At 50.1% G+C, this 12,833-nt stretch carries 10 protein-coding genes and 1 tRNA gene; 5 read left to right on the forward strand and 6 right to left on the reverse strand.

Annotated features, from left to right (window positions below; all coding sequences use genetic code 11):
- Positions 1-45 precede the first annotated feature (45 nt).
- Complete coding sequence (locus EC843_RS18680; protein WP_064540396.1) at positions 46-1,341, reverse strand: MFS transporter; 1,296 nt, start codon at positions 1,339-1,341, stop codon at positions 46-48.
- A 490-nt stretch (positions 1,342-1,831) separates the two neighbouring features.
- On the opposite strand from EC843_RS18680, the gene uxaC reads away from it, so the two are divergent.
- The 3 genes from uxaC (at position 1,832) to EC843_RS18695 (ending at position 5,380) form a co-directional block, all read left to right on the forward strand.
- Positions 1,832-3,241 carry a glucuronate isomerase gene (gene uxaC, locus EC843_RS18685; RefSeq protein ID WP_133522827.1) on the forward strand — a complete coding sequence of 470 codons (1,410 nt, stop codon included), beginning with the start codon at positions 1,832-1,834 and terminating at the stop codon, positions 3,239-3,241.
- An 18-nt stretch (positions 3,242-3,259) separates the two neighbouring features.
- Entirely contained in the window at positions 3,260-4,747 is a 1,488-nt protein-coding gene (locus EC843_RS18690; protein WP_133522828.1) for an altronate dehydratase family protein, read from the forward strand.
- A gap of 87 nt (positions 4,748-4,834) precedes the next feature.
- Complete coding sequence (locus EC843_RS18695; RefSeq protein ID WP_064540386.1) at positions 4,835-5,380, forward strand: YgjV family protein; 546 nt, start codon at positions 4,835-4,837, stop codon at positions 5,378-5,380.
- Between the two features lie 92 nt (positions 5,381-5,472).
- Here EC843_RS18695 and sstT read toward each other — a convergent pair whose 3' ends face one another.
- The 5 genes from sstT to EC843_RS18720 all read right to left on the reverse strand — a co-directional run bounded on the left by sstT (position 5,473) and on the right by EC843_RS18720 (position 10,923).
- Positions 5,473-6,717: a serine/threonine transporter SstT gene (gene sstT / locus EC843_RS18700; RefSeq protein WP_064540384.1), complete on the reverse strand. Its 1,245-nt coding sequence runs from the start codon at positions 6,715-6,717 to the stop codon at positions 5,473-5,475.
- A gap of 294 nt (positions 6,718-7,011) precedes the next feature.
- Positions 7,012-7,980 carry a TerC family protein gene (locus tag EC843_RS18705; RefSeq protein ID WP_064540382.1) on the reverse strand — a complete coding sequence of 323 codons (969 nt, stop codon included), beginning with the start codon at positions 7,978-7,980 and terminating at the stop codon, positions 7,012-7,014.
- 277 nt (positions 7,981-8,257) lie between these two features.
- Entirely contained in the window at positions 8,258-9,256 is a 999-nt protein-coding gene (locus tag EC843_RS18710) for a Gfo/Idh/MocA family oxidoreductase (RefSeq protein ID WP_133522829.1), read from the reverse strand.
- A gap of 72 nt (positions 9,257-9,328) precedes the next feature.
- Positions 9,329-9,907 (reverse strand): class I SAM-dependent methyltransferase, encoded by a 579-nt coding sequence (locus tag EC843_RS18715; RefSeq protein WP_133522830.1) that lies wholly within the window; start codon positions 9,905-9,907, stop codon positions 9,329-9,331.
- Positions 9,907-10,923 (reverse strand): HNH endonuclease, encoded by a 1,017-nt coding sequence (locus tag EC843_RS18720; RefSeq protein ID WP_133522831.1) that lies wholly within the window; start codon positions 10,921-10,923, stop codon positions 9,907-9,909. The genes EC843_RS18715 and EC843_RS18720 overlap by 1 nt, the downstream gene beginning before the upstream one ends.
- Before the next feature lie 274 nt (positions 10,924-11,197).
- Between EC843_RS18720 and EC843_RS18725 the strand changes: the two genes are divergently transcribed.
- A tRNA-Leu gene (locus tag EC843_RS18725) sits at positions 11,198-11,282 on the forward strand.
- Between the two features lie 186 nt (positions 11,283-11,468).
- The gene (locus EC843_RS18730) at positions 11,469-12,731 is read left to right on the forward strand and encodes an integrase arm-type DNA-binding domain-containing protein (protein ID WP_133522832.1); all 1,263 of its coding nucleotides are present in this window, start codon (positions 11,469-11,471) and stop codon (positions 12,729-12,731) included.
- Positions 12,732-12,833: the final 102 nt, after the last annotated feature.

Below are 12,833 nucleotides of genomic sequence, written 5' to 3' on the forward strand. Positions count from 1 at the left end.
AAAAGCCGCCATTAAGGCGGCTTTAAGTGCAAACTGAGACACCGATTATGCTAACGCTTGTTTCGGTTTTTGCTGGTCATTCAACTCACTGATGGGTTTGTTTTGCAGCACGGTCCAGATAACGATAGCACCGAGGATGTCGAACACCGCCAGAGCTGCAAACAGTGGGCTGAAGCCAAGGGTATCGGCCAACGCACCAACCACCAGAGCAAACATGGTGCTCGCAGTCCATGCCGCCATACCGGTCAGGCCATTCGCGGTTGCCACTTCATTACGACCAAATACGTCAGAAGAGAGCGTAATCAGTGCGCCAGACAGTGACTGGTGAGCAAAACCGCCAACACACAGCAGGGCGATTGCCACATATGGGCTGGTGAACAGACCGATGGTGCCTGGAGCAATCATCAGAATCGCGCCCATGGTCACAACCATTTTACGGGAAACAATCAAGTTCACGCCGAATACGCGCTGGAAAATAGGAGGAAGGTAGCCGCCAACGATACAGCCCAGGTCAGCAAACAGCATTGGCATCCAGGCAAACATCGCAATGTGTTTCAGGTCAAAGCCATACACTTTGAACATGAACAATGGGATCCAGGCGTTGAAAGTCCCCCACGCGGGTTCTGCCAGGAAACGTGGCAGTGCGATACCCCAGAACTGGCGGTTCTGCACGATTTTCCAGGCGCTCATTTTCTTGCTGTTGCCGGTCTGGTGATGAGCTTCCTGACCGCCAATGATGTATTCACGTTCTTCTTCAGAAAGTCGTTTCTGATCGCGTGGGTGTTTGTAGAAAATCAACCAAGCCATTGCCCAGGCAAAGCTCAGCACACCAGAGATGATGAATGCCATCTGCCAGCTGTGCATGACAATCGCCCAAACGACTAATGGTGGAGCAATCATGCCGCCGATAGAAGAACCGACGTTGAAGTAACCTACTGCGATAGAACGCTCTTTAGCCGGGAACCATTCGCTACTGGCTTTCAGGCCAGCAGGGATCATGGCGGCTTCTGCAGCACCCACGGCACCACGAGCAATTGCCAGGCCACCCCAGCTTCCCGCCAGTGCTGTTGCACCACAGAAAATTGCCCATGCGACCGCGAAGAAGGCGTAGCCTACTTTAGTCCCCAGGACATCAAGCACGTAGCCCGCAACGGGCTGCATAATGGTATAGCAAGCTGAGTAGGCGGCTATAATGTAGGAATATTGCTGAGTCGAAATATGCAGCTCTTCCATCAATGTTGGAGCGGCCGCTGCAATAGTATTACGTGTTAGATAACCCAGTATGGTGCCCATAGTTACCAGGGCAATCATGTACCAGCGTAAGCCTTTAATCTTTCCCATTGGAATTTCATCCCGTCTTCATAATCAACCGTGTGTCATGCGGTTGCACGTCCGGCATTGCTGCCAGAACGAGTGTTCGATTAGAGGGGTTCATATCCGGGGGTATCACCCGGTACGACCCGTACCTTGCCTTAAAATAAACAAACTGTGGCAATTCCGGTTTCCGTACCGCAATGCGCTGTTCGTGATACCAGCGTCTGATGTATTTCCATTACTGATGTATTGCAACGGCAGGAAAGATAACTTGTCATACAGCTTCAAAAGTTGAGTGATATCACAAAAGTGTAGATCTGCTCACTCCAGGGGAGAAGGGGCTTGCAGACCAGAACTGGCGCGGGATACGGATTCTTTTTAAACACAATATTAACAATAAAAGTGTGGTTTTTGTGACGAATACCACAAAAATCCACTCGGTCTCTGGAAATTGGTGTGATAACTTTATTTGCATTATGCGCAAGCATCGAACTGCTATGAACAGAGGAACCCTACAATGGCCCAGTTTATGACTGAAGATTTTCTCCTGGATACAGAATTTGCCCGCCGCTTGTACCATGAATTTGCAGCCGATCAGCCTATTTTCGACTATCACTGCCACTTACAACCACAGCAGGTTGCTGAAGATTACCGTTTCAAAAACCTGTATGACATCTGGTTAAAAGGTGATCACTACAAGTGGCGCGGCATGCGTGCTAACGGTGTGGAAGAGCGTCTGTGTACTGGCGATGCGACTGACCGCGAGAAGTTCGATGCCTGGGCCGCTACTGTTCCGCACACTATCGGTAACCCGCTGTACCACTGGACTCACCTTGAACTGCGCCGTCCGTTTGGCATCACTGGCAAGCTGTTGTCCCCAACCACTGCTGATGAAATCTGGAACGAATGTAACGAGTTGCTGGCCCAGGATAGCTTCTCTGCTCGCGGCATCATGAAGCAGATGAACGTGAAAATGGTCGGCACCACTGATGACCCAATTGACGATTTGCGTTTCCACCGCCAAATCGCGCTTGACGCGTTTGAAACCAAAGTGCTGCCAAGCTGGCGCCCGGACAAAGCGTTCAACATTGAACAAGCTACTTTTGTTGAATACATGGGCAAACTTGCCGAAGTGTCTGATACCGACATCCGCCGTTTCAGCGACCTGCAAGCCGCACTGAGCAAGCGTCTGGATCACTTCGCCGAGCATGGCTGTAAAGTGTCTGACCATGCATTAGATGTGGTGCTGTTTGCTGAAGCAGACGAAGCGACACTGGATGGCATTCTGGCGCGTCGCCTTTCTGGCGCAACCCCAAGCGAGCACGAAACCGCCCAGTTCAAAACTGCGGTTCTGGTTTGGCTGGCTGCGGAATATACCCGTCGCGGTTGGGTTCAGCAGTACCACATCGGTGCGCTGCGTAACAACAACTTGCGCCAGTTCAAACTGCTGGGGCCTGATGTGGGCTTTGACTCCATCAACGACCGCCCAATGGCTGAAGAACTTTCTCGCCTGCTCAGCAAGCAAAACGAAAACAATGAACTGCCAAAAACGATTCTGTATTGCCTGAACCCACGCGATAACGAAGTGTTGGGCACCATGATCGGCAACTTCCAGGGCGAAGGTATGCCAGGAAAAATGCAGTTTGGTTCCGGTTGGTGGTTCAACGACCAGAAAGATGGCATGGAGCGTCAAATGACGCAGCTGGCACAACTGGGTCTGTTAAGCCGCTTTGTGGGCATGCTGACTGACAGCCGCAGCTTCCTGTCATACACCCGCCACGAATACTTCCGTCGCATTCTGTGCCAGATGATTGGCCGCTGGGTGGAAGCAGGCGAAGCGCCAGCAGACATCAAACTGCTGGGCAGCATGGTAGAAAACATCTGCTTTAACAACGCCCGAGACTACTTTGGCATTGAACTGAACTAATCAGGCTCTGAGGTTGATATGCAATACATCAAGATCCATACGCAAGATAACGTCGCTGTTGCGTTAGTGGACCTGGCTGAAGGTGAAGTCGTTACCGTCGAAGGGGCAGAGGTGACTCTGCGCCAGCCGGTACTGCGCGGCCACAAATTTGCGCTTGGCACCATCGCGCAAGGTGAGAATGTTGTTAAGTACGGTTTGCCGATTGGCCACGCGTTGGCCACCATTGAAGCCGGTGAGCACATTCACTCACACAATGCGCGTACTAATCTGAGCGACCTGGATGAGTATCGCTATCAACCTGATTTCCAGTCTCTTGCAAGCCAGGCAGCGGACCGTGAAGTCAACGTTTATCGCCGTGAGAACGGTACGGTCGGTGTGCGTAATGAGTTATGGATTTTGCCCACTGTCGGTTGTGTCAACGGCATTGCACGCCAAATCCAGAACCGTTTCCTGAAGCAGAATAACGACGCCGAAGATATCGACGGCGTGTTCCTGTTCAGCCATCCGTTTGGTTGCTCTCAGTTGGGTGAAGACCACATCAACACCCGCACCATGCTGCAAAATATGGTGCATCATCCGAATGCAGGTGCGGTACTGGTGATTGGCCTCGGTTGTGAAAACAACCAGGTGAGTGCCTTCCGCGAAACGCTGGGCGAATACGATGCGTCGCGCGTGAAGTTTATGGTTTGCCAGCAGCAAGACGACGAAGTAGAAGCCGGGCTTGAGCAACTGCAAGAGCTGTATGAAGTGATGCGTCACGACAAGCGCGAACCAGGTAAAATCAGCGAACTAAAATTCGGCCTTGAATGCGGTGGTTCAGATGGTTTGTCCGGTATTACGGCAAACCCAATGCTGGGCCGTTTCTCCGACTATATGGTGGCGAACGGTGGCACGACTGTGCTGACGGAAGTGCCGGAAATGTTTGGCGCTGAACGCATTCTGATGAGCCATTGCCGCGACGAAGCAACGTTTGAAAAAACCGTCACCATGGTGAACGACTTCAAACAATACTTCATCGAACACAACCAGCCGATCTACGAAAACCCATCACCAGGGAACAAAGCTGGCGGTATCACCACGCTCGAAGAAAAATCCCTCGGCTGCACGCAAAAAGCCGGTGAGAGCGAAGTGGTTGATGTGCTGCGTTATGGCGAGCGCCTGAAAACGCCAGGTCTGAACCTGTTAAGCGCACCAGGTAACGATGCGGTTGCAACCAGCGCACTGGCTGGAGCAGGTTGCCACATGGTGTTGTTCAGCACCGGGCGCGGCACGCCATACGGTGGTTTTGTGCCAACTGTTAAAATCGCAACTAACAGTGAACTGGCGACCAAAAAGCCGCACTGGATTGATTTTGACGCAGGCAAACTGCTGCACGGCAGCGATATGAATACCTTGCTGACTGAGTTTATCGACACCATTGTTGATATTGCCAACGGTAAAAAGACCTGTAATGAACGTAATGATTTCCGCGAATTAGCCATCTTTAAAAGCGGCGTTACGTTGTAAAAAACCCCTTAGGTGATAACATGAAACGGCATTTTGATTTTCGAAATGCCGTTTTTTTTCGCCTAATTTTACTCACAAGGATTAGTCATGACCGCGTATTGGGTTGCCCAGGGCGTCGGCGTTCTCGCCTTTTTGGTCGGCATTACCACCTTCATCAATCGCGATGAACGGCGTTTCAAACTGCAACTGGCGGCATACAGCGCCATCATCGGCATTCACTTCTTTTTGATGGGCGCAAGCCCGGCAGGCATGAGTGCCGAACTTAACGCGTTCCGCACGGTTATCTCTTTGCGTACGCGTAGCTTGTGGGTAATGGGGATTTTCATTGCACTAACCCTGGGGTTAGGCCTGGCGAAATTTGATCATGCAATGGAATTGCTGCCGATTGCCGGAACTGTTGCCAGTACCTGGGCGTTGTTCCGCTGCAAAGGGTTGACGATACGCTGTGTGATGTGGTGTTCAACGGCTTGCTGGGTGACGCATAACTTCTGGCTGGGATCGATTGGCGGGACATTAATCGAAGGGAGTTTTTTGGTGATGAATGGCCTGAACATCGTTCGTTTCTGGCGTATGCAAAGGCGAGGAATTGATCCGTTTAAGGTCGAAAAAGAAGTGCAGCAACAAGAGGGATAATCGGACTCTTTTGTAGGTCGGTTAAGCGCAGCGCCACCCGACAAATCTCAGTTATGTTACTCCCTGCCTCGTAAGACAGGGAGCGTTAAACATTAACCGCGTAACGGGTTTTTATCCGCCAGGCGTGCATCTTCTGCCTGGCAAGCCGCCGCTGTAAACAGCACATCTGTTGAGGAGTTGAGTGCGGTTTCGCAAGAATCCTGCAACACGCCGATGATAAAGCCGACAGCGACTACCTGCATGGCAATCTCATTCGGGATACCAAACATGCCGCAGGCCAGTGGGATCAGCAGCAAAGAACCGCCCGCCACACCAGAAGCCCCGCAAGCACACAGCGAAGCGACCACACTCAGCAGCAGCGCAGTAGGTAAATCTACCGGCACGCCCAGAGTATTCACCGCCGCCAGCGTCAGCACGGTAATAGTGATTGCCGCACCCGCCATATTGATGGTTGCACCCAACGGGATAGAGACAGAATAGGTATCGCGGTCAAGATTCAGCTTCTCGCACAGCGCCATGTTCACGGGAATGTTGGCCGCAGAACTACGGGTAAAGAAGGCGGTAACGCCACTTTCACGCAGGCAAGCAAACACCAGCGGGTACGGGTTGCGACGAATCTTGATGAACACCAGCAGTGGGTTGATGACCAGCGCCACACCGAACATGCAGCCAACCAGTACCAACAGCAGTTGCGCATAGCTCCACAGTGTTTCAAAGCCAGTGGTTGCCAGTGTTGATGCGACCAGGCCAAAAATACCGACTGGGGCAAAGCGAATCACCACTCTAACGATGAACGTCACTGCGTCGGAAACATCGTTAATCAGATTTTTGGTGCTTTCATTGCCGTGGCGCAGAGCAAAGCCCAGACCCACAGCCCACACCAGAATCCCGATGTAGTTGGCGTTCAGCAGCGCATGAATTGGGTTTGCAACCATGCTCATCAGCAGACCGCGCATGACTTCTACAATGCCTGATGGCGGGGTGATGTCCGTTGCGCCAGTCACCAGATGTAGCGTTGAAGGGAACGCGAAACTGATCACCACAGCGGTCAATGCAGCGGTGAAGGTACCCAGAAGATAAAGAACCAGAATCGGACGGATACTGGTTTTCTGACCATGTTTGTGGTTAGCAATGGATGCCATAACCAACATCAGAACCAGTACCGGAGCGACGGCTTTCAACGCTCCAACGAATAATGTACCGAGCAACCCAACGGCAATTGCCGCAGGTTTTGAAATAGCTGCCAGCGCGATACCGAGCACCAGTCCAACCAAAATCTGTTTTACCAGACTGCCCTTTGCCAGGCGATTTAGAATACCTGGGGATTGTGTTGCCATGAATAACCTTCCTGTTTAGTGTGTCGTCCCATCCTGGCCTGCACTCTAAGGTGCTTTTCGACCGGATGTATAGATTGGTGTTTGCCTGGTTGAGTATAAGGAAATGTCTCAGGGTAGTAAGTAGTAAACACTGATTATTTCGGTATAAGCTAGTTTTTATAACTAAATTTTAACAAATGTGTGACATTAGCGGCACTTCGCACAGTTGATATCGTAAAAAGAAAAACCCCGCCAAAGACGGGGTCAGAGAAGTTTTTCGAAGGTCGGATAAACGTAGTGCCATCCGACGAAATATTACTTCGCGAGTCTCTTCTGATCGTTACGGTAGTTAACAATAGCGTTAATGATCAATGTTAACGCCAGAATGCCACCCACCACGCCCAGCGAAATCGCGATTGGGATATGGTAGAAATCGACAATCATCATCTTCACCCCGATAAATATCAGGATAATCGCCAATCCATACTTCAGCATGGTGAAGCGCTCAGCTACGCCCGCCAGCAAGAAGTACATTGCACGCAAACCGAGGATGGCAAACAGGTTTGAAGTCAGCACGATGAACGGGTCGGTCGTTACCGCAAAAATAGCCGGAATACTGTCTACCGCGAAAATCACATCGCTCAATTCAACCAGAATCAGCACCAGCAGCAACGGAGTGGCGAACAGCACCCCATTTTGGCGGGTGAAGAACCTTTCGCCCTCGATTTTATCCGTCATGCGCAGGTGGCCGCGAATCCAGCGTACCAGCGGTTTATCGCCAATACCGCCTTCATCTTCTTTCGACAGCGCCATCTTGAAACCGGTGAACAGCAAGAAGGCGCCGAACACATACAGCAGCCACTCAAACTGAGAAATTAGCCAACTGCCGGCGAAAATCATAATGGTACGCAGCACAATTGCGCCCAGCACGCCATAGACCAGCACGCGGCGCTGCAAGGCTGCAGGCACGGCGAAATAGCTAAACAGCATTAGCCAGACAAACACGTTATCCACGGCGAGTGATTTTTCAATCAGATAACCGGTGAGGAAGGCGAGAGCCTGAGCATCCGCTACTTCACGGCCCGATGTGCCGGTGAGATACCACCAGAATGCCGCATTAAACAGCAGCGAAAGCGTAACCCAAACCAGGGACCATACGGCCGCCTGCTTCATGGTCATGGTGTGTGAGCCTTTACGACCCTGAAGCAGCAGATCGATGGCCAACATGATAACGACCACGACAGCAAAACTGCCCCACAGTAATGGAGTGCCGACACTATTCATAAAAGGGTTTCCTTCAAACAAAACAAAAACGGCCAACGTCGGAAGACGCCAGCCGCTAATGCTTGCAACAGGGATCTCGCCTTCCGGCAAGGTCTCACTTACAACATATATACGTTACATATATATGTTGCCCGGTAACCGGGTGTTTTATTTTTAAACACCGTAATGACGATTAACCGACGAAGAAGTTACTCCCCTTTGCGGGCAGGAAAATATTACTTCCCATACATTTCGTCAACATTTCCCTCTTTGTTTTACACAGCTTTACGCCGATGCATCACGCAGGTGAATGTACTGGGAGATCATCTGCCGGGAATTTCACGCCAGTCTGCGCGCGAATCTCTGTGCTCAGCAACGCAGTAGAACGCGACGTCACCAGACCTGGATGATTGACTTCGTTGTCATTGACCAGACGAGCAAAGACTTCGGCTTCATAAAGCATAGTATTGATATGCTGTGGGAGCGTTAGATCCTGCGGTTTGCCACCACGAGGGATAAAGGTGATGCGCTGGCATTCAGAGATTTTCTCAATCACCAGCGAACCGGCTTCGCCCTGAATCTCGCTTGGAATAGTTGAGTCGCTCACTTTTGAGTGCAGCAGATTCACATCAAAATCACCGTAATTCATCTGCACCGAACCGTGCGCATCGACACCGCTTTCCAGCAGGCTTGCGGTCGCGTGAACCGAATACGGCTCGCCCCACAGCGCAACCGCCGAGGCCAGCGTATAAAAACCGATATCCATAATCGAGCCGTTGGAAAACGCCGGATTAAAGGTGTTTGGGTTCTCGCCATTGAGATAACGCTGATAGCGCGAGGAATACTGGCAATAGTTGAGCAGCACTTTGCGGATCTTACCCACTTTCGGCAACGCCTGTTGCAGCGCGATAAAGTTCGGCAAGCTCGCCGTTTTAAACGCTTCAAACAGCACAACCTGGTTTCCACGCGCGCAGGCAATCGCCGCTTCCACTTCACGCAAATTAGACGCCAGCGGCTTCTCGCAAATCACATGTTTTTTATGGCTGAGAAACAGCAGAGTTTGCGGGGAATGCAGAGAGTTCGGGCTGGCGATATAAACTGCATCAATGGCGTCGCTCTTCGCCATCGCATCGAGATCGGTAAAGAGATGTTCCACCGGATAGTCACTGGCGAAGGTTTGCGCCTGTTCCAGCGAGCGGGAGTAGACCGCGGTGAGTTTATATTTGCCACTTTCGTGGGCAGCATCGACGAACTGACGGGTGATCCAGTTAGTTCCAATAACAGCGAGGCGTATCATAAACGGGTGCTATCTCCGAAGGGGATTATCTTTGAAAGACTATCATGATGTGTGGGGAAAACCAGTGGTGGGCTAGCGTTTTCTGAGAAGTGCATTCAGCCACATCTCGTCACGCTCGGGGCGTTTATCTGCCGTCGTCCAAATCGTCTCAATATCTATTTCCGAAAGGGACTCCAGTAATTTATTGAGACTGGTTTCATTCATATCCGTAAACCGACGCCCATCTTTCTCACGCTCACTTTCGCCATACTTAAACGAGACATACCAGGTGCCGCCGGATTTCAGCGCATCAGTTAGTTTGTGCATCACAACCGGTAATTCTTGATTGGGAACGTGGAGCAGAGAAGCACAACACCAGATGCCGTCGTACTTTTTCTTAGCACTGATATCGGCAAACGTCATTTGTTGAACGGACAAACCGCTATGTTGCGTTGCCAACGCCACCATTTCTGAAGAAGCGTCAAACGCATCGACGATATAACCCATTTCATGGAAGGCTTTAGCATCACGCCCGGAACCGCAGCCTGCATCCAGAACCGTCGCACCTGGCTGTAAATGGCGGGTAAAAGATTCGTACAGCGAAGACATATCAACATTCACTGTGCCGTCGAAAAAGGTTTGCGCATGGTTTTGGTAATAATTGAGCGTCATCAGAATGTAGCCTCGCCTTCTGCTTTCGGTTCCCAGGTGTGGAACAGCCTGTTGTTTTTGACTTTATGCCAGTGGCTTTCAAGAAAATCTATCCGCTGCACGGTCTGCTTTCCCGTCTGTTTCACAATGGTTTCATGGAGTGGCAGTTTGCTTTGAATAAAATACTCATTGCGAGCATGAAGCCGCTGCAACAGTTTGCGGCTCGGCAAATGCGAAGATTTACCCTCAACGCCACGGTTGCAGCATTTACACGCCAGCACCAAATTCCACACGCCATTGATATTGTTGACCTCTTCACGCGCAGACCAGGGAATGAAGTGATCAACGTCAGCCAGTTCGGCGTCGCCGGGTATCAGGCTGATGGGTTTAAAACAGTAGAAACAACGGCCTTTCTGGTAACCATTCAAACTGTCCCGGCAACTGGTGATATCGACTCGCCTTTCATTAATACGGCTAAACAGCAGTTGATTATGTTCATCAAACTCAACCGCAACCAGATTCCGTGAAACGCCCATCGCCCAGGCCTGCTCAACCAGATTCCATCGAGCGTTCGTTTCAAAGGCCAGATTCTGATATTGCTGGCGTTCGCTCAGCTGATAAAAATTATCGGTAAGCCGGATTCCTTTATGCGTTTTTCGCTCATCAAGGAAAAAGCGCTTCTCGATCTCGCCTTGATTAACGTTATGGAAGGCATCAATCACATTGTTAAACCCGAGCCGCACCGTGGTTTCCGTCAATTTATCCTGCGATATCTCACCATTGTTGAACTGCACGCAGGCTTCCAGATACTGACTGCGCCGGGATGTGATTTGCTTTGGAGCATGTAAAAGATGCTCACAAAGATGGCGGCTAAACGGAACGGCAAGATCTTCAAGCGTGACCAGGTCGCTACCTGATTTATCCACATCATACAAAGCATGCGCGAGGGCAAATTTGTAAGATGCGACGTTTCTTCCAAAAAGGATTACTCCGCGCCAATAGTTCTCAAGCGTGGGATCAGCCTGATAAAAATCCATTCACGTTTTCCCGGTTACGATTTGGTGATGCAGAAGGGGAGTTGGGTTACTGAAACCCGTAACGTGATCACATAACAAATGAAAGGTGATGTAAACCGAGGAAGGATAGATTTAGTGAATTTGTGAGCTATACAGGCCGGGAAGAGCAGTAGAAAGGATAAGGAGTTGAAGGTGCGCTGATTTTTTCAGCACTTAGCACGTAAACGATAGAATGGGGCTTGCAAGGTTAAGCACGACAGGTATAATCCCCAACGTTTTCCGCATACCTCTTCGTGCCGAAGTGGCGAAATCGGTAGACGCAGTTGATTCAAAATCAACCGTTGAAAGACGTGCCGGTTCGAGTCCGGCCTTCGGCACCATATGTATGTAAATAGACCTCAACTGAGGTCTTTTTTTATGCCTAAAATCCAGCATTTACCTACCTTTCTCGCTATATTAACTCTCTCAAGGTCAACCGACTTCAACGTACATCTACCAACACATGTTGGTACAGATGATGGTATTTCCGGTTCGATAATGCTTGTACCAACAGGGAGGGGATAAGCATGGCTCTAACAGATATCAAAGTCAGAACAGCCAAACCAACGGATAAGCAATATAAGCTGACCGATGGCAACGGTATGCATCTTCTCGTCCACCCAAATGGTTCAAGATACTGGCGTCTGCAGTACCGCTTTGGCGGAAAGCAAAAAATGCTGGCTTTAGGGGTTTACCCTGACGTATCTCTTGCTGATGCCAGAGCTCGTCGCGATGAAGCTCGTAAGCTTTTGGCAAACAGCATCGATCCGGGAGACAAAAAGAAAAATGATAAGGTTGAGCTGGAAGAAGCGCGTACTTTCGAAGAGCTCGCTGTTGAATGGCATGCGACAAATAAAAAGTGGTCGGAAGAACATAGCCGACGTGTGCTGAAAAGCCTGGAAGACAACCTCTTTCCTGCCATTGGCAAACGTAATATTGCCGAACTCAAAACCCGTGATTTATTAGCACCCATTAAAGTTGTAGAGGCATCGGGTCATCTCGAAGTGGCATCACGCCTTCAACAACGCACAACGGCAATTATGCGTTACGCAGTACAAAGTGGCTTGATTGACTACAACCCTGCTCAGGAGATGGCAGGGGCTGTCGCATCCGCTAATCGACAGCATCGTCCGGCACTTGAGTTAAAACGTACTTCTGAGCTACTTCATCGAATTGATAATTATACTGGAAGACCGTTAACTCGTCTGGCAGTAGAGCTTACGTTACTCATTTTCATACGCTCCAGTGAGTTACGTTTTGCTCGTTGGTCAGAGATCGACTTTGAAACGTCTATGTGGACGATCCCTCCAGAGCGAGAACCGATTGAGGGTGTTAAGCATTCTCAGCGGGGTTCAAAAATGCATACACCTCATCTTGTTCCACTTTCCCGACAAGCACTAGAGATCATAAAGCAGATACAAAAATTTAGCGGCGACCACGAGTTGATATTTATTGGTGATCACAATCCACGAAAACCGATGAGTGAAAATACGGTGAACAAAGCGCTGCGTGTTATGGGTTATGACACTAAGGTTGAAGTCTGCGGCCATGGCTTCAGGACGATGGCATGTAGCTCGCTGATTGAATCAGGGTTGTGGTCGAGGGATGCGGTGGAACGGCAGATGAGCCATATGGAGCGTAACTCTGTGCGCGCGGCGTATATTCACAAAGCCGAGCATCTTGATGAACGCAAGCTAATGCTGCAGTGGTGGGCTGATTTTCTTGATGCGAATAGGCAGCACGTTATTTCACCTTTTGATTATGCAAAGACAAATACTTCCTTCAGTTAATACTTTTTCAATAGCAAGAACATGCAGTAATTAATGATAGATACATAACTTGAAAGCCTCTATTCTTATGGATAGGGGCTTTTCGGGGGGATTACCATAGCA

Origin of the sequence: Buttiauxella sp. JUb87, from assembly GCF_004361975.1 — a bacterium.
Taxonomy (GTDB): Bacteria; Pseudomonadota; Gammaproteobacteria; order Enterobacterales; family Enterobacteriaceae; genus Buttiauxella; species Buttiauxella ferragutiae.